The organism is Pseudomonas sp. TE3899 (assembly GCF_056279105.1).
On record NZ_JBWBQR010000001.1, the window covers coordinates 2753390 to 2772657 of the forward strand.

Consider the following 19268-nt stretch of genomic DNA (forward strand, 5'->3'; position numbering starts at 1 on the left):
CAGGTAATGACCATCGCCGAATCAAGCCTTGTCGGACGCATACTCGTAGTTGTAATTGCCGTAGCCACCGTTGCCGTAGTAGCTCGCCGCGCGCTTCTCGACGCCGTTGAACACAGCGCCCTTCAACTGGATACCGTTCTGCGCGAATCGACGGATCGTCAGTTCGATCTCTTTGGCGGGGTTCACCCCGAAGCGGGTGACGATCAGGCTGATCGCCGCTTCACGCCCGACGATCGCGGCGTCGGTCACGGCCAGTAGCGGTGGGGTATCGATGATCACCACGTCATACAGGTCGCTGAGTTGTGCCAGCAGCTCACGGAAGTTCGCATGCATCAGCAACTCCGACGGATTGGGCGGGACCTGTCCGCGACTGATGAAGTGCAGGTTGTCGACCTCGGTGTGATGGATGCCCTGCTCCAGGCTGCAGCGCTTGACCAGCAGGTCCGACAAGCCATTGGTGATCGGCGTGTTGAGCGTCTTGTGCAGATGCCCTTTGCGCATGTCGGCATCGATCAGCACGACCCTTTGCCCGCTTTGCGCCATCACGGCGGCGAGGTTGGAGGAGACGAAGGTTTTACCAACCTGCGGGCTCGGGCCGGAAATCATGATGCGGTTGTTGGTCGAGTCCAGCCCGGCAAAGTGCAGGCAGGTGCGCAGGCTGCGGATCGACTCGATCGACAGGTCGGTGGGGTTACGCAGCGCCAACAGGAACGCCTGGCGGCCCGACGCGTCACTCAAGCGCGGTTTTTTACTGTCCTCTTCCTGTTGCAGCGCGCTGTAGGGAATCGACGCATACACCGGCAAGCCGAGTTGCTCAATGGCTTCGGGCCCCTCCAGGCCACGACTCAGGGATTTACGCACCAGCACCAGGGCAACGCCGACAAACCCGCCGAGGAAGGTCGCAATCAGCACGATCAGGGCCTTGCGCGGTTTGACCGGGGTGGTCTTATCGACATCCGCCGCGTCGATCAGCCGCGCATTGCCCACCGCTCCGGCCCGGACGATGTCCAGCTCCTGGGATTTGTTCAGCAACTGCGTGTAGATCTGCGACGCCACTTCCACGTCGCGGGTCAGGTTCAGCAATTCCTGTTGCGTAGCGGGCAGGTCCTGGACCTTGCTCTCCAGGCTTTTCTGTTGCCGGGTCAATTCGCCGATCTGCGTCATCAAGGCGCGATAGACCGGATGCTGCTTGGTGAACTTGCGATCAAGGTCCGCCTGTTGCAGCTTCAACTCGGAAATCCGCGTGTCGAGGCCGACAATCTGTTCCAGCACCGATTGGGTTTCGAGGGAAATGTTGACGGTCTTGCCACGGGTTTGATAACCGTTGAGCGCGTCGCTGGCCTTGATCAGGTCATGCTTGACCTGCGGCAGTTGGCCTTGCAGGAAATCCAGGCTTTGCGCGGCTTCGGCCGAGGTGCGCTCGACGTTTTGCTGCACGTATAACGTGGCGACTTTATTGAGAATATTCACCGCCTGGGCGTGGTCAGGGCTGGCCAGGGCCAGGCGGATAATGCCCGACTCCTTGCCTTGCTCGGACACATCCAGCGCGTCCTGGTAATCCAGGATGGTGACGATCCTTGGATCGCGCACCACGTCGAAACGGGTGCCGGGATTGGCCTTTAATTCCGCGATCCGACCTTCGACGCCATTCTGCGCAAATGCTTCGCCGGCGACGCCCTCCACCAGCAGATTGTCGTTGTCGTCGAACAGCTGGAAGCGCTGCTGCTCACCGGCAATCGCCGTTAGTTTCTTGCCCAGCAGTTCTTCCGGCAGATTGAGCCGGGCGATCTCCAGGCGTTCACCGCCCCATGCATAGCTGCTCAGGCCAAAACGTGGCGCGGCTACGCCCTCGCCCTTGTAGCGCCGGGCCAGAAAATTGCCAATGAACGGGAAGGTGTTGGGCGTGACGTCGATGTCCAGTTGCAGATCGTCGACGGCTTTGCCGATCACTGCGCGAGATTTGATGATGCCGATCTCGGTCACCGACGGCGATTGCCCGGTGAGCATGCTGTTGAGATCGGAGAAACCGAGCATGTCGTTCTTTTTCGGTTCGACCTGTACCACGGCGTTTGCCAGATACACGGGCGTCGCCAGAATGGCATAGGCCACGCCGGTCAGCATAAATGCACCGGTGAGCGCGCCGATCAACCATTTCTGATCAATTAAACTGCCGAATATACCGAGAAGATCAATATCATCTCGCTCGTTGTCCCGGGTGCCGACTACTGACGGTAACTGCATAAGTGTGTTCTTACCATTTACTGATCTGAAAATTATTCATCAATGCCCCAGGCGCTGCGCCCATGAGCAAACAGCATCTTCAATCAATGCATGGGCATGAATAAAAGCTGCTTTTCCTTGACGATACGGGTCTTGTATTTCTCGCTCGCCTTGCCACTTCCCGAGAAGAAACACTTTGCCCCTGGCGTGCGATGCCATCTTCAGCACTTGCGTTACATGCTGTTTTTCCATGACCAGAATCAGGTCTGATTCATTAACGATGTCCGGGGTGATTTGCCGCGCTTTAAACGCCTTGGCGCAATGCCCGCGGTCTTCCAGAACCTGGCGCGCCGAAGGCTCCATGGCCTCGCCAACCCTGGCGGACAAGCCCGCAGAAGTCACGGCGATGGTTGAAGTGGCCAGCGCATTGCGCAACAGCAGTTCTGCTGTGGGACTTCGGCAGATATTGCCGACGCAGACGACAAGAATATTTCTGAACAAGGCAATGCTTCCCGTGTAATGTCGAACCAACCAATGCGCAGTGGGGATTTGAATGAACCCAGGGTTCATTCCGCACTCAGAAACGGATCAGCCTTGTAAATACAAGCGTATTAAGTACCACGACACCTAAAACCCACCCAACCAGAATAACCGGACCAAAAATAACGAACGTTTTCTAACAATGCTTATCCGACAAAACATAACAGTGGTGCACTGGGCAACTTCAGCGGCGTCCAACTAGTTACCGGATAAAACCAATAAAAAACGTTATTTCCAGTTCGACGAGAGGGCATTCGCCATGCATTTCAAACGCCTTGCCGCTTCAACGCTGTTGATGTTCAGCAGTGCCAGTCAGGTTCACGCCGATGAACTGTTCCCCGCCCTCAGCGCCGACAAGACCTTCGGTGTGCAGGTCAAGATCCAGAATTTCACCGCCGCCGATGCCGGGCAGATCAAAGCCGCGGGTTTCGGCTTCGTGCGTTTTGGCGCCTGGACCGACAACCTCGGTAACGCGGCTTATCAAAAACAGGTCAGCGACGCGTTCGCGGCGGCCAGGTCCGCCGGGTTGCCGGTACTGCTGACCATTCGCGCCACCGAGGCGCTGACCACCACCGGCGACGCCGGTGAGCTTGCGAGGGCGGGAGAATCCCTCGCCCAGTCGGTACTCGCCCTGGAACAGGCCTACCGCACACAATTGGTGGCGATTGAAATCTGGAACGAGCCCGACCTGGAAAAGTACTGGCCGACCGGTCACTTCGAGACAACTTTCGTGCCGTTCATGAGCGCCATGTGCCGCACCCTGGTGCCAAAAGCGCCCACCACGCCGCTGATCGGCTTCGGCTTCGCGAAAGCCCCGAGCGCGGGCTCCGAGTCCACCGTGGCGTTAAACCGGATCGTCAGTGAATACCCTAAATGCCTGAGCGCCGTGTCCTATCACCCTTATGGTTTGTCCGGTGCGCAGATCAGCGCGGCCCAGGCGTTCATTCAGCAGAACTTCCATCTGCCGGGGGTCATCAGCGAATGGGGAGTGTCGGCGCTCAGTTCCAATGGCGGCACTGAAGGGCAAGCCAGCAAGGTCAGCACCTTCATTTCCGACGTGAAAAAACTCAACATCCCGCTGACCTCTGTTTATGAATGGAAGAACAGCGAGTCGGGAGGAAATGACCGGGAAAAGAATTTCGGTCTACTAACGGCAGATGGCCAACCGAAGCCGGCGGAAACAGCAGTACGGACCCTGCTCAATGCAAAATAGGCGGGTTACGCCAACGTCAGCGATCAGTTGCTTTGAACCTGTGCCCCGATTTGGCATCGTATTTACCGATACCACGCCCCTGCATTCAAACACCCGTTTTCAGGATGTTGCCCTTGGGGCCATCGATACGCACACCCGCCCTTGAGTGGCTGTCAGCGCTCGGGTAATGTCAACAGACCCATAGGACAGAGCACGCCCATGACTTCCAAGCTGGAACAACTTAAACAAATCACTACCGTCGTTGCCGACACCGGCGACTTCGAAGCAATCGCTCGCGTTAAACCCGTGGACGCCACCACCAACCCTTCCCTGCTGCTCAAAGCCGCGGCCATTCCCGGTTATGCCGAGTTGCTGAACGCCTGCGTTCACGACTGCAAGGGCGATGTGGGCCTGGCCAGCGACCGTTTTGGCGTCGCGGTTGGGCAAGAAATCCTCAAAGTGGTCCCGGGCCGTATTTCCACCGAAGTGGATGCACGTCTTTCGTTCGACACTGACGCCGTATTGAAGCGCGCGCACCGTCTGATCGAGCTCTACGACAAGGCCGGCATTGGCCGTGACCGCGTACTGATCAAGATCGCTTCTACCTGGGAAGGCATTCGCGCCGCCGAGATCCTGGAAAAGGAAGGCATCCAGACCAACCTGACCCTGCTGTTCTCCTTCGCACAGGCCGCGGCTTGCGCCGACGCCGGCGTGTTCCTGATTTCGCCGTTCGTGGGCCGCATCTACGACTGGTACAAGAAGGCCAACGGCAACGACTACACCGGCGCGGATGATCCGGGTGTGCAGTCGGTGACGCGCATCTACAACTACTACAAGGCCAATGACTACAAAACCGTAGTGATGGGCGCAAGCTTCCGTAACCTGAACCAGATCGAGCAACTGGCCGGCTGTGATCGGCTGACCATCAGCCCGGACCTGCTGGAGAAACTGGCGGCGGACAACGGGAAGCTGGAACGCAAACTGGCGCCTGGGCATGCCGGTGAAGCACGTCTGAGCCTGAACGAAGCGCAATTCCGTTGGTTGTCCAACGAAGATGCGATGGCGACCGAGAAGCTGGCGGAAGGTATTCGTCAGTTTGCCCGCGATCAGGAAAAGCTTGAGGCGTTGCTGCAAGCCAAGCTGTGATCTAGTTCGACGCAATGCAAAAAGGGCGAACCCGGTGGGTTCGCCCTTTTTTGTGTTTGGCTGGTTATGCGGCGATGAGGGCCTGGGATCAATGACGCTCGAGCGCATTCACCAGATCATGAAACGCTTCACGATTGGAATCGTTCAGGCCCATGAGGATCTTGTGCGCTTCAAGCACCTTGATCCGCACGATTTCTTCGGACTGATCCTGGTCTGGCAGGTCGGTCAGGCATTCAGGGCACGGGATCGGGCGGTCAACGATGTTGAACACTTGCTCGAAGCCCATGGACTGCAACAGACGGGTGATGTCTTCGTGGGTGGTGACGACGGTCGGCAGCAAGCCGACCTTCTGCCGCGACAGGATCGACAGTTTGGCCAGCAGGCCCAACGTGGTGCTGTCGATGCTGCGGGTTTCGGTCAGGTCGATCACGATCGCGTTGAAGTTCAACGCCGTGAAGATCCGCTCAATAGTCGCATCCAACGCCGAACACAGGGTCAGGCGAACTTCACCGACGAACTTGAGGACGAAGGTGCCGTCCTGCTCGGCGAACTGGATTCTACCGGTACTCATTAAAGATTCCTGCTCAACACCAACAGGGCGATATCATCCGGCATCTCCCCTAGCGTGGCCAATCCAAAAACCTGCCGCAGCCCATCCAGGGTGCCGCCCGCAGCCTTGACCCGTTGGGGCAACGCCGCTTCTTTCTCTTTGAGTGTCGGTTCTGGCAAGAGGTCCAGAATGCCGTCGGACATCAGCGTCAGGCTGAACGTCGGAGGCAACTCCATCACGTGGTCTTCGTAGGTGGCTTCATTGAAGAGGCCCACCGGCAGACCACGCCCTTCCAGGTAACGAACACTGTCTGGCGTGTACAACACAGGCAACGGCAGATGACCGCCGATGCTATAGGTCAACAAACCTGTCTCCTCGTCGATGACACCACCGACCATTGTGACGTGTTTACCCAGCTTACAACTGATCAGGCCTCGGTTGATATGACCAAGTACCTCTGAAGGCTTGAATTCCGGCAACGTGCCATTGCGCTTGGATTCGAACAGCAGGCGCGTGGTCATGAACTTCAGCAGCACGGTGACGAACGCTGAAGAGGCGCCATGCCCGGAAACGTCCGCCAGGTAGAAGGCTACCCGACGCTCGTCGACCCGAAAGTAGTCGACGAAATCACCCGACAGGTACAGCGACGGGATGATCTGGTGCGCAAACTGGAACTCGTCGATGGTCCAGGGGCTGACCGGCAGCATGTTCATCTGCACTTGGCGACCGGCGTTCTGGTCTTCCTGGAGCAGGTTCAGGCTGGCTTCGAGTTCGCGGTTGGCCTTTTCGAGCTTGTCGCGGTAGCGCTGGTTTTCCAGCAACAGGCGCGCACGATCCAGAGCCCGGCGCACGGAGTGCTCAAGCACGGCCAGATCTTCGAGAGGCTTGATCAGGTAATCCGCCGCGCCCAGGCGCAGGGCCTCGACCGCGTCGTTCATCACGCCGGCACCCGACACCACGATAACCGGGGTTTGCGGCGACAGCTCGGTGACCTGGCGAATGAGTTCGAGTCCGCCCATCTGCGGCATGCGCAGATCGCAGATGACCAAGTCGGGCTTGTCTTGCTCGAATACCTGAAGACCCTGTTGGCCATTGCTGGCCTGCAGGACACTGAAACCACTGTCTTCCAAATAGGCGGCGAGGCTCGCGCGCACTACTTCGTCATCATCGATTATCAGCAGCGTGGCACTGGTTTTTGGCATGTGGGCAAACGGCGCCAGAATTAGGTTGGCGTAGCAGGCAGGGGTTTTATCCCGGCTCTCACTACTGGATTCGCTTTCTAGCCTCTCTGCTGCACTGTTTTCGAGCGTTTGCCCTACACACAGGTCCACCAGAGGTGCCCTTCTAAGGCGCAGACGGTACTCCCATCCGCGGGGCGTTTCAAGCTCACGCCGATGGTCGCTTGACGTCTTTACTTCTCAAATCACCGGGAGTTATAAGAACAGGCAAAACCGTAACCCAATGGAAGGATCGAGCCCATGAGTCAAACCGATCGGGACTACAGCGAAAAGCGCGATTTCATCCGCATGCGAGTCGATGCCGATGTCTCGCTGATTCACGAGGGCGATGAGGTGCCAGCCGTCTGCATCGACCTTTCCAGCAGTGGCATGCAGGTGGAGGCGCCGCGTTTGTTCAAGGTCGGGGACCGGCTCAGCGTGCGGATCGACTCCGATCACGCAGCGCTCAAAGGGCTGGAAGCAGACACTGAAGTGGTGTGGGTCAAGGAACAGGACGGTGGCAGCCAGAAACTCGGGCTTACAATCTTGAAGATGAAATAAACAGGATCCAGAAACAAGGAAGGCGGCCAAATGGCCGCCTTCTTCGTTTTTACCGCGCTAAATCAGAAATCGTCTTCGACGTGGCCGTCTTTGACCTTGAATTCGCGGTTTTGCAGGTACGCGTTACGGATGAAGATGTACTTGTCGCCATTGATCAGCTTCTCGGCCGACAACAGGCTGGCCCGGGTATCGACGATGTTCAGGCCGAAGATCGAGTTACGCACAGGCACGTCGTTGATGTAACGGTACGGGCCGGTGTAGCTGTCGACGAACTTGGACGGCGCATCACGCAGGGTGCTTGGGCCGAGCAACGGCAGCATCACGTACGGACCACTGCCGACGCCCCAATAGCCAAGCGTCTGGCCGAAATCTTCGTCGCTGCGTTGCAGGCCCATTTTGGTCCCGACATCGAAGAAGCCCAGCAGACCGAAAGTGGTGTTGAAAATGAGGCGAGCAGTGTCGACACCAGCGGCGGCCGGCTTGGCCTGCAAGACGTTGTTGGCCAGGTTGGTGACATCCCCGACGTTACGGAACATGTTGTGAATGCCGTCTTCCAGAAACTGCGGCGTCACGAACTCATAGCCTTGGGCAATGGGCTTCAGTGCGTAGGTATCGACAAAGTCGTTGAACTGATAAATCGGGCGGTTGACGCTTTCCCAAGGGTCATCTTCCGAAGCTGCCTGGGCAACAAACGGAACCAGCAATACGCTGGCACACATACATAGCTGAGCGAATTGATTGCTCCAGCGCATAGAAAACTCCTTGGATTGTACTGGCGCGGGCGCGCGGCCCAAGCGTAAAGGCGGCTAGTATAAGACGGAAAGGTTGGTTTAGGCAGCTCCCTAACCGTCAGTCTGCCGATGATGCGAAATGACTGTGAGCGATTCACATCAATGTCACTCAACTGTCACTGTCCTCCCCTAGCCTTGGCGCTATTTCAGGGACGTTGATATGCCGCATGCCGAAGCCTTGCCCGACGCCGCGCCAAACCTGACCGCAATATTGTTCGGCCTCAGTGGTTGCCTGGTGGATTTCGGTGCCCGTACGGGTCAGCCCGGCCCGCCCACTGCCGAGCACGCTGAAGCCACCCCCGGCGCCCTCGACAGCCTGCGCAGTCTGCAGCGCCAGCAAATTCCCTGCGCCTGGCTCGACGAGCTCCCCCCTGCCCTCAGCCAGACCCTGGCCGCCGGCCTGCCGACGTGGATCAAACCTTCGCAACATCCAGCAACAATCAATCCTTGGCCGGCGCCGAACGCCTGCTGGCAAGCCTTGATGGCGTTGAATGTCGAGCGTCTGGACGGCTGCGTGCTGGTCAGCGGCGAACCGCGATTGTTGCAGGCCGGGCTGAATGCCGGTTTATGGACCATTGGCCTGGCGTCATGCGGTTCGCTGTGCGGGCTGGCGCCGAGCGAATGGCAAGCCTTGAGCCAAAAGGAGCGCGAACACCTGCGTGGCAAAGCGACCGTGCAGCTGTTTGGCCTGGGGGTGCATTCGGTGATCGATCACCTCGGCGAGCTCGACACCTGCCTGGCGGACATCAGCCTGCGCCGGCTCAAGGGCGAAAAGCCCTGATCGAGATCATGCAGCCTGCCCGAGAGTGGATTAATCTAAGGGTCAGCCATAGACCTTTGGCACGCTGCTGCGGTCTATGCCAGTGCCTATCGATAAAAGGAAGAACGCCATGCCTGCCCGCGAACTGCAAGAACAGCTCAATACTCTGCGCGAGCAATTGGAACAGAATCCGCCGCTTTCCGAAGCCGAGCGCGCCGATCTGCACGCGCTGATGCAACAGATCGAACTTGAGCTTGAGCTCGAAACCAAGACCCAGGACTCCAGCCTCGCCGACGGTGTGAACCTGGCCGTCGAACGCTTCGAACTCGAACACCCCGCCATTGCCGGTACGTTGCGCAACATCGTGCAAACACTGGGCAATATCGGGATCTGAAGCCGCCAGATAAAAAAAAGCCCTGCTAGCGATAGCGGGGCTTTTTCGTTTTTGAAGCAGAAGATCTATTGGCGGACCAGACGATGGTTCGGCAACTGCACATCTTCAGTACTGCGATACGGATTGATATCCAACCCGCCACGACGCACATACCGCGCATACACCGTCAATTTCTCCGGTTTCAACAACCGTTGCAGGTCAAGGAAGATGCGCTCCACGCACTGCTCATGGAAGTCCGAGTGCTGGCGGAAGCTGACGATGTACTCCAGCAAACTCGCGTGATCCAGCGCAGAACCCCGGTACTCCACCGCGACGCTGCCCCAATCCGGCTGACTGGTGACCGGGCAATTGGACTTGAGCAAATGGCTATGCACCGCCTCTTCGACAATGCGCGAGTCATCGCAACGCAGCAGTTCCGGACGCGGGTGCTCGTAGTTGCTAACGCTGATATCGAGGTCATCGATGCACACGCCTGGCAACGCGACGACGCCTTCGGCTTCCACATCGCGCAGGCTGCGAATGCGCACGCCAACCGGTTTACCGGCAGCCGCCGACAGGTCTTTGACCAGCGTGGCTTCAAGGCTTGCGGTGTCGGCGAACGGCGTCTGGTTCAGTGAATTGAGGTACAGCTTGAACGACTTGGATTCGATGATGTTCGGCGAATCCGCCGGAATGCTGAATTCACCGATCGCCACCACCGGCTTGCCGGACGGCAACAGCCATGACAGTTCGAAGCAGTTCCAGAAATCCACGCCTTTATATGGCAGGGTGTCCGCCGTCAGGCCCAGTTCGGCCCATTTCGCGGTGCGCGGGATCGGGAACAGCAACGACGGCGTGTAGGTGGCGATGTATTCGCTGGATTTGCCCAGCGGCGAATGTTCGGCTGCGGGATGCATGGCGGAAACCTGACTGAAGAATCAGCGGATTCTATCAGCCTTTGCGCCCGCCTTTGAGTGCTTACTGACTGACTGTCAGTTTGCCGACCATGCCCGCCTGATAGTGACCCGGGATGTTGCAGGCAAATTCCAGGCTGGTGGCCTTGGTGAACGTCCAGGTCAGCTCGGCGGTTTTGCCCGGCGGCACCAGCACGCTATTCGGGTCGTCATGCTTCATGCCGTGATCCATACCGGCCATTGAGCCGTGGTCCATTTCCTTCATGGCTGTAGGCGTCAGCATGCCGCTTTGCTGCATCTTCAGCATTTCCTGCTGGTGCGCGGCATGCATCGCCGCGTCGCCAAGGTTGAATTCGTGCAACAACTGGCCCTTATTCACCAGCACAAAGCGAATCGTCTCACCGGCCTTGATATCGATGGCCTTTGGATCGAAGGACATATCGCCCATCACCACTTCCACGCTGCGGCTGGCCTTGGCCGCCGGCGCCGGCTGACCGAAGTCGTAAGTCTGCGCAAGCGACGCCCATACCGGCGCACTCAACGTCAGCAAACACGCGGCCAGCATCAAGGGTTTGCGCAAAAACATAGTCGTACTCCAACAAGATAAGGTTCAGCCTGTGGAAAACTCTAAACTGACACGCCTGCCCGCAACCTGACAGGCAGATTACAACTTTGTCAGGTTGGCCTGCATCGCTGCCACCCACGGTATAAAGCGCTCGTTCCACTTAAACAGAGCTATCCATGAAACTGCTGATCGTCGAAGACCAGGCCAAAACCGGCCACTACCTGCGCCAGGGCCTGACCGAGGCCGGTTTCACCACCGAACTGGTGGCCGACGGCAGCACCGGCCAGCAATTGGCGCTGACCGGCGATTACGCCTTGCTGATCCTCGATGTCATGTTGCCCGGCCGCGATGGCTGGCAGATTCTGCAAGCGGTGCGCGGCGCTGGCCTCGACACCCCGGTACTTTTTCTGACCGCCCGAGACGCGGTGGAGGACAGGGTTCACGGCCTGGAACTGGGTGCCGACGACTACCTGGTCAAGCCCTTCGCGTTTTCCGAACTGCTGGCCCGGGTCCGCAGCCTGTTACGTCGCGGCAGCGCCACGCCTCAGGAAACAACCCTGCAATTGGCCGACCTGCGCCTGGACCTGATCCGCCGCCGGGTCGAACGCAACGGTCAGCGCATCGACTTGACCGCCAAGGAATTCGCCCTGCTGGAAATGCTCCTGCGCCGCCAGGGTGAAGTGCTGCCCAAGTCGCTGATCGCCTCCCAGGTGTGGGACATGAATTTCGACAGCGACACCAATGTCATCGAAGTGGCGATCCGCCGTCTGCGCCTGAAGATCGACGACGACTTCCCCAACAAGCTGATCCACACCGTGCGCGGCATGGGTTATGTGCTTGAAGAGCGCGACGCCTGATGCGCCGACTGTCCCTGAGTAATCGCCTGGCTCTGCTGTTTGCCGCCTGCACCGCCGTGGTTTCGTTGTTCGCCGGGGTGTTGTTCAGCCGCGCCAGCGAAGCGCACTTTATCGAGCTCGATCAGCAGTTGCTGGACGGGAAGTTGATTGGCCTGCGCCGGGCGCTGCACGACATTCAGTCCAGTGAAAGCGAAGTCAAACTGCAGGATGAGCTGAGCCGACAGGCTGATTTGTCGCTGCGCATTACTGGCAGCGATGGCCAGCGCTGGTATGACAGTTCGGCGCGCCTGCCCGAAAAGCTGCCGCAAAAACCGGGCTTGTCGACCGTAAACGATGACGGCACCGACTATCGCGTCCTGAACGCCCCGCTGTTTCTCGACAAACCCGACTCGCCACAACTGACGTTGCTGCTGGACATCACCCATCACCAACACTTCCTGCAACGCATGCAACGCTTGATCTGGCTGACCGTCGGCCTGTCGGCCCTGGCCACGGCCCTGCTCGGGGCCTGGGCGGCGCGTAGCGGTTTACGTCCCTTGCGACGCATGAGTGCGGTGGCCAGCGGGGTGTCGGCGCATTCGCTCAATGCACGGCTACCGGAGGAGAACATGCCGCCGGAACTGGCGGAAATGGCCCACAACTTTAACGCCATGTTCGGACGGCTCGACGACTCTTTTCAACGGCTCTCGGCCTTCTCTGCCGACATCGCCCATGAACTGCGCACGCCGCTGTCGAACCTGCTGACCCACACCCAAGTCACCCTCACCCGCCCACGCCCCATCGAGGATTACCGCGAAGCGCTGCACAGCAACCTCGAAGAACTGCAATGGATGGCCCAACTGGTCAACGACATGCTGTACCTGGCCAAAGCTGACCATGGGTTGCTGATGCCCAAGCGCGAACCGCTGGAACTGGCGGAGGAAGTGGATCTGTTGCTGGAGTTTTTCGCGCCGCTGGCCGAGGACGCGCAAGTGACGCTGACCCGCGATGGCCATGCAGGCATGGAAGGCGACCGCAGCATGTTGCGGCGGGCGCTGTCCAATCTGCTGGACAATGCGTTGCGGTTTACCCCGGCCGACGGTGAAGTTCGGGTGCGGATTGTTGATCAGCCCAAAGGGTTGAGCCTGACGGTTGAGAACAGCGGCGACGGGATTGCTGAGGCGTTGCTGCCGCGCCTGTTTGACCGTTTCTATCGAGCGGATCCGGCGCGTCAGGAAGGCAGTAGTGAACATGCAGGATTGGGTTTGGCGATTACCCAGTCGATCATCCGTGCCCATGGCGGGCAGATTCGTTGCGAATCAGCTAATGGGTGGACGAGGTTTGTGATTGAGTTGCCAAGGGGCGATTGAGGTCGGCAGGTCCGGCCTCTTCGCGGGCAAGCCTCGCTCCTACAGGTTTGATGTCGATCCATTATTTGTGTTCGACGCAATCCCTGTAGGAGCGAGGCTTGCCCGCGAAAGCGATTTCAGCGCTTACGAATACCGCAACGCATGAGCCGGCTCAATCTTCGCCGCCCGCCAGGCAGGGTAAACAGTGGCGAGAAAGCTCAAGATGAACCCCGCCGAGCAGATCAACAACACATCCCCGCCCTGCAATTCCGAAGGCAGGTTGCTGACGAAGTACACGTCCGAGCTGAAGATGTGCTGCCCGCTGACGCGCTCCAGCCAACCCACCAGTTCACTGACGTTCAACGCCGCAATCACCCCCAGCACACCGCCGATCAAGGTGCCGACGATGCCGATCACCGTGCCCTGGACCATGAAGATCGCCATGATCTGCCGTGGCGTGGCGCCGATGGTGCGCAGGATCGCAATGTCCGCGCCCTTGTCGTTCACCACCATGATCAGGGTTGCAATGATGTTGAACGCCGCCACCGCGACGATCATCAGCAACAGCAGGCCGATCATGGTTTTTTCCATTTTCATCGCGCTGAACAGACTGCCCTGGGTGTGGGTCCAGTCGTCAGCCTTGTACGCCGTGCCCAGGCCATTGGCGATGTCGTTCGACACCTTGGGCGCCGCGTACAGATCCTTGACCGCCAGGCGCACGCTCTGCACCTGATTCGGCTGCCAATGCTGCATTTGCGCGGCATCGGCCATGTGAATCAGTGCCATCGAACCGTCGAGTTCGGCGCCAACCTTGAACACACCGACCACGTTCAGCCGCTGCATGCGCGGGGTGATGCCCCCCGGTGCGGTGCTGACTTCCGGCACGATCAAGGTGAGTTTGTCGCCGACGTTCAAGCGAAACCGCCGCGCCGTGATCTCGCCGACCACCACGCCGAACTCGCCCGGTTTCAAGGCATCAAGACGCCCCTGGACGATGTGCTGGGCGACGATGGAGACCTTGCCTTCCTGCGCCGGGTCGATACCGCTGATCTGGATCGGCTGCATCGCGCCCTTATAAGAGAGCATGCCTTCCATCTCGGTGAATGGCACGGCGGCGGTCACTTCGGGATTTTTCATCGCGGCGGCGGCCACCGGCTGCCAATCGTCGATCGGGTTCACGCCGACGATGGTCGCGTGGGGCACCATGCCGAGGATGCGCGAGCTCATTTCGCGCTGGAAACCGTTCATCACCGAGAGCACCACGATCATCGCCAGCACGCCCAGGGCGAGGCCGATCATCGAGGTCATCGAGATGAAGGAAACAAAGCGATTGCGGCGCTTGGCGCGGGTATAGCGCGCGCCGATAAAGATCGATAACGGTCTGAACATTCGCTGGGCACCGTATAAAAATAAAAGACCCGACGGGCTTTTCAGCCGCGCCGGGTTTCGGTCAATCAGATGGGCGTCAGGCAACCTTCCTGCAAATGCAGGACGCGATCCATCTGGCGAGCCAGGTTCATATCGTGGGTCACCACCAGGAACGCGGTGCGCATCGAGGTGCTGAGTTCCAGCATCAAGTCCTGAATGCCTTGCGCTGTGTGGGAGTCCAGGTTGCCGGTCGGCTCATCGAGCATCACCAGCCCCGGGTTGTTCACCAGGGCGCGGGCGATGGCCACACGCTGACGCTCACCACCGGACAGTTCCGATGGCTTGTGTTGCAGGCGATGCCCCAGCCCTACCCGCTCCAGCAACGCGGTGGCACGCTGACGCGCCTCCGGGATCGCGGTCTTGCCGATCAGCAGCGGCATGCAGACGTTTTCCAGGGCGGTGAATTCCGGCAGCAAATGGTGGAACTGGTACACGAACCCGAGGGAACGGTTACGCAGCAACCCGCGATTCTTCTCGCTCAGTGCCGAGAGCTCTTCGCCGTCGAGCCAGACGCTGCCCTTGGTCGGCGTATCGAGACCGCCCAACAGGTTGAGCAAGGTACTTTTGCCCGAACCCGAAGTGCCGACAATCGCCACGCGCTCACCCGGATGCAGTTCCAGTTGCAGACCGGCCAGCACCTCTACCGACTCCGGGCCTTCCTCGTAGGATTTGCCCAGGTTGCGACAGCTCAAGATTGCTTTTTCACTCATGCCCGACTCACTCATAACGTAGCGCCTCCGCAGGCTGGGTGCGCGCGGCACGCCAGGCTGGATACAGGGTGGCGAGGAAACTCAGTACCAACGCAGCGGCGCAGACCATCAACACATCCTGGCTCTGCACTTGCGACGGCAGGTAATCAATGAAATACACGTCGGCATTGAGGAATTTATGCCCGATCAGGCCTTCCAGCGCCGAGATCGCGGCGCTGACGTTCAGCGCGGCGAAGATCCCGACCACGGCGCCGATCAGCGTTCCGATCACACCGATGACCGTGCCCTGGACCATGAAGATCGCCATGATCTGCCCCGGCGTGGAGCCCAGGGTGCGCAGGATAGCGATGTCGCCTTTCTTGTCATTCACCACCATCACCAGCGTGGAGATGATGTTGAAAGCCGCGACGGCAACGATCAGCAGCAACAGCAAACCGATCATGGCTTTTTCCATGCGGATCGCCTGATACAGGTTGCCGTGGGTGCGGGTCCAGTCGCGGGCGTAGTAATGGTCTTCGCCGAGTTGCTGGGCCAGGGTCCACGCCACGCGCGGTGCCTGGAACAGGTCATCAAACTTCAGGCGGATGCCCTGGACCTGATCCGGCTTCCAGCGATGCAGCCTGGCCAGGTCCTGCAGGTTGGTCACGCCCAGGTAGCCATCCAGCTCACCGGCGCCGACATGGAAGATGCCGACCACGGTAAAGCGTTTCATGCGCGGGAACATCCCGGCCGGGGTCACGGTGACTTCCGGTGCGACGAAGGTCAGCTTGTCGCCGATGGCCGCGCCGAGCTTGGCCGCCGCCTTGTCGCCAATGACGATGCCGAAGCTGCCGGGGGCCAGGTCGTCGAGCTTGCCCTGCTGCATGAAGTTATCAATGATCGAGACCTGACGCTCCAGCGCCGGGTCAATGCCATTGAGCAGCACCTTGGACACCTTGCCATTGTTGGTCAGCAGCCCCTGCATCTGGGTGAACGGCGCAACGGCCGTCACCTGCGGGTTCTGCTTGACCTTGGTGGCCAGGCTTTGCCAGTCGCTGATCGCTTCACCGGACTCGATGGTCGCGTGGGGCACCATGCCCAGCACGCGGGTGCGCATCTCATGATCGAAACCGTTCATGACCGACAGCACGACGATCATCACGACCACGCCAAGGGCGAGCCCGATCATCGAAGTCAGGGAAATGAACGACACAAAATGATTGCGACGCTTTGCACGGGTATAACGCGTGCCAATAAATACGAAGAGAGGTCTGAACATGTCGGGGCTTGTTCGGAGGGAAAAGGAACGTCCTTGTGGCGGGGGTCGATAACCAGCTTTACACTCAGACCACCGCCGCTACCATGGGTTCGCCATGTCGACATTAGATGAAGAAGATCGCCGCGAATACTACCGTATCGAGGACACGATCGCACTGGAAATTCGGACCCTGTCTGCTCCCGAAGCCGCAGGCCAGGAAGTGTTGCAGGATGCTTCCCCCCTCTTCAACTTGCTCAGTGAACTGCACCTGAGCGAATTCGAGTCGCAGCACCTGTTGCGCCAGATCAGTGAGCGCGACCGGGCGATTGCTGCCTTCTTGAAATCCCAGAACAAACGCATCGACCTGCTCAGCCAGGTGGTCGCCCTGACCGTGCTCGGGCACATCGGCGACCCGCAACCGGTGATCATCTCCGAAGGCGGCATCGACTTTCAGCATCCGACCCCCATTGCCGTCGGCGCGCACCTGTCGGTCAAACTGGTGCTGATGCCGCAAGCGCTGGGCCTGTTGCTGCGGGCCAGGGTCACCCATTGCGACCGCAAGGGCGACGGCTACGACGTCGGCACCGAGTTCGAGTACCCGACCGATGCCCAGCGCCAATTGCTCGCCCGCTACATCTTGCAAAAGCAGGCCCAGGAACGACGTCTGGCCCGCGAACAAAACGAATCAGGCATTTAATTAAGGAAGAACCGTGACCCTCATCTACGGCCATCGCGGCGCCAAAGGCGAAGCACCGGAAAACACCCTGACCAGTTTTCAGGAATGTCTCAAGCACGGCGTGCGCCGTTGCGAACTGGATCTGCACCTGTCCATGGACGGCGAGTTGATGGTCATCCATGACCCGACACTCAAGCGCACCACCGACCGCCGCGGCAAAGTGGTCGAGCATACCGCTAAGGATCTGGTGACTTACGACGCGCGCAAGGGCGGCCCGGGCTGGATCAAGCCGTGCCCGATTCCAACGCTGGAAGAGCTGTTCGAGAAATGCGATTTCGAGCACTGGCAACTGGAAGTCAAAAGCGCTTCACGCACCCGCGCCGCGACTACGGTGCTGGCGATTCGGGAAATGGCGGTGCGTCACGGCCTGCTGGACAAGGTGACCATCACCTCGAGTTCCCGCGAAGTATTGAAGGCCGCGCTGGACCTGGTGCCGGATGTGTCTCGCGGATTGGTCGCCGAGTACGCCTGGCTCGACCCGTTGAAAGTCGCGCAAAGCTATGGCTGTGAGATTCTGGCGCTGAACTGGACCCTGTGTACGCCGGAACGCCTGCAGAAGGCGCAGCGTCAGGGGCTGCATGTGTCGGTATGGACAGTCAACGAGCCCGCGCTGATGCGCAGACTCGCCGACTTCGGCGTTGACAGCCTGATTACAGACTTTCCCGGTTTGGCCACTGCCACCCTCGAGAATTGCTGAAATCGGTCTCCCCGGCCGGCTCAGGCCACCGGCCGGAGCCGCTCAAAAAAGCCGGTTGAGGCCATCGTACGCCGCTACCCGATAGGCTTCGGCCATGGTCGGGTAGTTGAACGTGGTGTTGACGAAGTACTTGAGGGTGTTCAGTTCGCCCGGCTGGCTCATGATCGCCTGGCCGATGTGAACAATCTCCGACGCCTGATAGCCGAAGCAGTGCACGCCCAGCACTTCCAGGGTTTCGCGGTGGAACAGGATCTTCAGCATGCCCTGGGGCTCGCCGGCGATCTGTGCCCGCGCCATGCTCTTGAAGAACGCCTTGCCCACTTCGTACGGCACTTTCGCCTGGGTCAGCTCTTGCTCGTTCTTGCCGATCGAGCTGATCTCCGGAATGGTGTAGATGCCGGTCGGCACGTCATTCACGAAACGCCAGCTGTTGTTATCGACGATGCTGCCAGCGGCCGAGCGACCCTGGTCGTGAGCGGCACTGGCCAGGCTCGGCCAGCCGATCACGTCACCGGCACCGTAGATGTTCGGCACGCAGGTGCGGTAGGCCTCGTCCACTTCGATCTGACCACGGCTGTTGACCTTCACGCCGATGTTTTCCAGACCCAACTGGTCGGTATTACCGGTACGGCCGTTGCACCAGAGCAAGGCGTCGGCCTTGATCTTCTTGCCGGACTTGAGGTGCAGGATCACACCGTTGTCCACGCCTTCGACGCGGTCGTAGTCTTCGTTGTGGCGAACCGTGATGTTGTTGTTACTGAAGTGATAGCTCAGGGCCTGGGAAATTTCCGAGTCCAGGAAGCTCAGCAACTGACCACGGTTGTCCACCAGTTCAACCAGCACACCCAGGCCACTAAAGATCGAGGCGTACTCGCAACCGATCACGCCCGCGCCGTAAACGATGAGTTTGCGCGGAGTGTGGCCGAGGCTGAGGATGGTGTCGCTATCGTAGATACGCGGGTGATGGAAATCGATGTCCGCCGGGCGATACGGACGCGAACCGGTGGCGATGATGATGTGCTTGGCGACAAGCTTTTCAACTACACCATTGGCGCACACCACTTCGATGGTTTGCTCGTCGGCGAAGCTGCCGGTGCCGAAGAACACGTCGACGCGGTTACGGGCGTAGTAGCCGGTACGCGAAGTGACTTGTTTGGAAATGACTTTTTCTGCGCTTTTCAGCACGTCCGGAAACGAGAACCAACGCGGCTCACCAATGGCCCGGAACATCGGGTTGGTGTTGAACTGCATGATCTGCCGGACCGAGTGACGCAATGCCTTGGACGGGATGGTACCCAAGTGGGTGCAGTTGCCGCCGACCTGGCGACGGCTGTCGACCATGGCCACCTTGCGCCCTGCTTTGGCGGCGTTCATTGCCGCACCTTCTCCTGCCGGGCCGGAACCCAGCACCACCACGTCGTAGTTGTAGACAGCCATGCGTACTCC

At 59.4% G+C, this 19268-nt stretch carries 20 protein-coding genes; 9 read left to right on the plus strand and 11 right to left on the minus strand.

Annotation, left to right across the window (positions count from 1 at the left end; genetic code table 11):
• Positions 1-21 precede the first annotated feature (21 nt).
• Together ACZ89E_RS12590 and ACZ89E_RS12595 are read right to left on the minus strand one after the other, a co-directional pair.
• Positions 22-2241: a polysaccharide biosynthesis tyrosine autokinase gene (locus ACZ89E_RS12590; protein ID WP_476255798.1), complete on the minus strand. Its 2220-nt coding sequence runs from the start codon at positions 2239-2241 to the stop codon at positions 22-24.
• 39 nt (positions 2242-2280) lie between these two features.
• A complete protein-coding gene (locus tag ACZ89E_RS12595; protein WP_149660477.1) occupies positions 2281-2721 on the minus strand; it encodes a low molecular weight protein-tyrosine-phosphatase in 441 nt (146 codons plus the stop codon).
• A 298-nt stretch (positions 2722-3019) separates the two neighbouring features.
• On the opposite strand from ACZ89E_RS12595, the gene ACZ89E_RS12600 reads away from it, so the two are divergent.
• Together ACZ89E_RS12600 and tal are read left to right on the plus strand one after the other, a co-directional pair.
• Positions 3020-3973 (plus strand): glycoside hydrolase family 5 protein, encoded by a 954-nt coding sequence (locus ACZ89E_RS12600; RefSeq protein WP_476255799.1) that lies wholly within the window; start codon positions 3020-3022, stop codon positions 3971-3973.
• A gap of 198 nt (positions 3974-4171) precedes the next feature.
• The gene (gene tal, locus ACZ89E_RS12605; protein WP_123403444.1) at positions 4172-5098 is read left to right on the plus strand and encodes a transaldolase; all 927 of its coding nucleotides are present in this window, start codon (positions 4172-4174) and stop codon (positions 5096-5098) included.
• Between the two features lie 88 nt (positions 5099-5186).
• On the opposite strand, the gene rssC is transcribed toward tal, so the two are convergent.
• Both rssC and rssB read right to left on the minus strand, forming a co-directional pair.
• On the minus strand, positions 5187-5669 hold the full coding sequence (rssC, locus tag ACZ89E_RS12610; protein ID WP_123403442.1) for an anti-sigma factor antagonist RssC: 483 nt from the start codon (positions 5667-5669) through the stop codon (positions 5187-5189).
• Complete coding sequence (rssB, locus tag ACZ89E_RS12615; RefSeq protein ID WP_123512298.1) at positions 5669-6850, minus strand: two-component system response regulator RssB; 1182 nt, start codon at positions 6848-6850, stop codon at positions 5669-5671. The genes rssC and rssB overlap by 1 nt, the downstream gene beginning before the upstream one ends.
• A gap of 276 nt (positions 6851-7126) precedes the next feature.
• Here rssB and ACZ89E_RS12620 point away from each other — a divergent pair, with 276 nt between their 5' ends.
• Positions 7127-7426 carry a PilZ domain-containing protein gene (locus ACZ89E_RS12620; RefSeq protein ID WP_010456298.1) on the plus strand — a complete coding sequence of 100 codons (300 nt, stop codon included), beginning with the start codon at positions 7127-7129 and terminating at the stop codon, positions 7424-7426.
• A 62-nt stretch (positions 7427-7488) separates the two neighbouring features.
• Here the strand turns inward: ACZ89E_RS12620 and ACZ89E_RS12625 are convergent, their stop codons facing one another.
• Positions 7489-8178: an MlaA family lipoprotein gene (locus tag ACZ89E_RS12625; protein WP_149660480.1), complete on the minus strand. Its 690-nt coding sequence runs from the start codon at positions 8176-8178 to the stop codon at positions 7489-7491.
• A 199-nt stretch (positions 8179-8377) separates the two neighbouring features.
• Between ACZ89E_RS12625 and ACZ89E_RS12630 the strand changes: the two genes are divergently transcribed.
• Together ACZ89E_RS12630 and ACZ89E_RS12635 are read left to right on the plus strand one after the other, a co-directional pair.
• On the plus strand, positions 8378-8998 hold the full coding sequence (locus tag ACZ89E_RS12630; RefSeq protein WP_149660481.1) for an HAD family phosphatase: 621 nt from the start codon (positions 8378-8380) through the stop codon (positions 8996-8998).
• Positions 8999-9107: 109 nt separating this feature from the next.
• Positions 9108-9371 (plus strand): DUF4404 family protein, encoded by a 264-nt coding sequence (locus ACZ89E_RS12635; protein ID WP_149660482.1) that lies wholly within the window; start codon positions 9108-9110, stop codon positions 9369-9371.
• Positions 9372-9436: 65 nt separating this feature from the next.
• Here the strand turns inward: ACZ89E_RS12635 and queF are convergent, their stop codons facing one another.
• The gene (queF, locus tag ACZ89E_RS12640; protein ID WP_149660483.1) at positions 9437-10267 is read right to left on the minus strand and encodes an NADPH-dependent 7-cyano-7-deazaguanine reductase QueF; all 831 of its coding nucleotides are present in this window, start codon (positions 10265-10267) and stop codon (positions 9437-9439) included.
• A 61-nt stretch (positions 10268-10328) separates the two neighbouring features.
• Positions 10329-10850, minus strand: a complete 522-nt coding sequence (gene copI / locus ACZ89E_RS12645; RefSeq protein WP_476255800.1) for a copper-resistant cuproprotein CopI — start codon at positions 10848-10850, stop codon at positions 10329-10331.
• Positions 10851-11005: 155 nt separating this feature from the next.
• On the opposite strand from copI, the gene ACZ89E_RS12650 reads away from it, so the two are divergent.
• Positions 11006-11686, plus strand: coding sequence for a heavy metal response regulator transcription factor (locus tag ACZ89E_RS12650; protein WP_463259905.1), 681 nt, complete (start codon positions 11006-11008; stop codon positions 11684-11686).
• Positions 11686-13035 (plus strand): heavy metal sensor histidine kinase, encoded by a 1350-nt coding sequence (locus ACZ89E_RS12655; RefSeq protein ID WP_476255801.1) that lies wholly within the window; start codon positions 11686-11688, stop codon positions 13033-13035. Before ACZ89E_RS12650 ends, ACZ89E_RS12655 begins: the two co-directional genes overlap by 1 nt.
• A gap of 123 nt (positions 13036-13158) precedes the next feature.
• Here ACZ89E_RS12655 and ACZ89E_RS12660 read toward each other — a convergent pair whose 3' ends face one another.
• The 3 genes from ACZ89E_RS12660 to ACZ89E_RS12670 form a co-directional block, all read right to left on the minus strand.
• Entirely contained in the window at positions 13159-14403 is a 1245-nt protein-coding gene (locus ACZ89E_RS12660) for a lipoprotein-releasing ABC transporter permease subunit (protein ID WP_149660487.1), read from the minus strand.
• A 65-nt stretch (positions 14404-14468) separates the two neighbouring features.
• Positions 14469-15152, minus strand: coding sequence for a lipoprotein-releasing ABC transporter ATP-binding protein LolD (gene lolD / locus ACZ89E_RS12665; RefSeq protein WP_166655989.1), 684 nt, complete (start codon positions 15150-15152; stop codon positions 14469-14471).
• A gap of 7 nt (positions 15153-15159) precedes the next feature.
• Positions 15160-16410, minus strand: coding sequence for a lipoprotein-releasing ABC transporter permease subunit (locus ACZ89E_RS12670; protein ID WP_149660488.1), 1251 nt, complete (start codon positions 16408-16410; stop codon positions 15160-15162).
• A 94-nt stretch (positions 16411-16504) separates the two neighbouring features.
• Between ACZ89E_RS12670 and ACZ89E_RS12675 the strand changes: the two genes are divergently transcribed.
• Both ACZ89E_RS12675 and ACZ89E_RS12680 read left to right on the plus strand, forming a co-directional pair.
• Positions 16505-17086: a PilZ domain-containing protein gene (locus ACZ89E_RS12675; protein ID WP_149660489.1), complete on the plus strand. Its 582-nt coding sequence runs from the start codon at positions 16505-16507 to the stop codon at positions 17084-17086.
• Between the two features lie 13 nt (positions 17087-17099).
• Positions 17100-17822 carry a glycerophosphodiester phosphodiesterase gene (locus tag ACZ89E_RS12680; RefSeq protein WP_123403413.1) on the plus strand — a complete coding sequence of 241 codons (723 nt, stop codon included), beginning with the start codon at positions 17100-17102 and terminating at the stop codon, positions 17820-17822.
• A 42-nt stretch (positions 17823-17864) separates the two neighbouring features.
• Here ACZ89E_RS12680 and sthA read toward each other — a convergent pair whose 3' ends face one another.
• Positions 17865-19259, minus strand: coding sequence for a Si-specific NAD(P)(+) transhydrogenase (sthA, locus tag ACZ89E_RS12685; RefSeq protein ID WP_149660491.1), 1395 nt, complete (start codon positions 19257-19259; stop codon positions 17865-17867).
• Positions 19260-19268: the final 9 nt, after the last annotated feature.

Coding starts and splice junctions, on each gene's coding strand:
- ACZ89E_RS12590 (WP_476255798.1), bottom strand. CDS start 2,241: ATGCAGTTACCGTCAGTAGTCGGCACCCGGGACAACGAGCGAGATGAT.
- ACZ89E_RS12600 (WP_476255799.1), top strand. CDS start 3,020: ATGCATTTCAAACGCCTTGCCGCTTCAACGCTGTTGATGTTCAGCAGT.
- tal (WP_123403444.1), top strand. CDS start 4,172: ATGACTTCCAAGCTGGAACAACTTAAACAAATCACTACCGTCGTTGCC.
- rssC (WP_123403442.1), bottom strand. CDS start 5,669: ATGAGTACCGGTAGAATCCAGTTCGCCGAGCAGGACGGCACCTTCGTC.
- rssB (WP_123512298.1), bottom strand. CDS start 6,850: ATGCCAAAAACCAGTGCCACGCTGCTGATAATCGATGATGACGAAGTA.
- ACZ89E_RS12620 (WP_010456298.1), top strand. CDS start 7,127: ATGAGTCAAACCGATCGGGACTACAGCGAAAAGCGCGATTTCATCCGC.
- ACZ89E_RS12625 (WP_149660480.1), bottom strand. CDS start 8,178: ATGCGCTGGAGCAATCAATTCGCTCAGCTATGTATGTGTGCCAGCGTA.
- ACZ89E_RS12630 (WP_149660481.1), top strand. CDS start 8,378: ATGCCGCATGCCGAAGCCTTGCCCGACGCCGCGCCAAACCTGACCGCA.
- ACZ89E_RS12635 (WP_149660482.1), top strand. CDS start 9,108: ATGCCTGCCCGCGAACTGCAAGAACAGCTCAATACTCTGCGCGAGCAA.
- queF (WP_149660483.1), bottom strand. CDS start 10,267: ATGCATCCCGCAGCCGAACATTCGCCGCTGGGCAAATCCAGCGAATAC.
- copI (WP_476255800.1), bottom strand. CDS start 10,850: ATGTTTTTGCGCAAACCCTTGATGCTGGCCGCGTGTTTGCTGACGTTG.
- ACZ89E_RS12650 (WP_463259905.1), top strand. CDS start 11,006: ATGAAACTGCTGATCGTCGAAGACCAGGCCAAAACCGGCCACTACCTG.
- ACZ89E_RS12655 (WP_476255801.1), top strand. CDS start 11,686: ATGCGCCGACTGTCCCTGAGTAATCGCCTGGCTCTGCTGTTTGCCGCC.
- ACZ89E_RS12660 (WP_149660487.1), bottom strand. CDS start 14,403: ATGTTCAGACCGTTATCGATCTTTATCGGCGCGCGCTATACCCGCGCC.
- lolD (WP_166655989.1), bottom strand. CDS start 15,152: ATGAGTGAAAAAGCAATCTTGAGCTGTCGCAACCTGGGCAAATCCTAC.
- ACZ89E_RS12670 (WP_149660488.1), bottom strand. CDS start 16,410: ATGTTCAGACCTCTCTTCGTATTTATTGGCACGCGTTATACCCGTGCA.
- ACZ89E_RS12675 (WP_149660489.1), top strand. CDS start 16,505: ATGTCGACATTAGATGAAGAAGATCGCCGCGAATACTACCGTATCGAG.
- sthA (WP_149660491.1), bottom strand. CDS start 19,259: ATGGCTGTCTACAACTACGACGTGGTGGTGCTGGGTTCCGGCCCGGCA.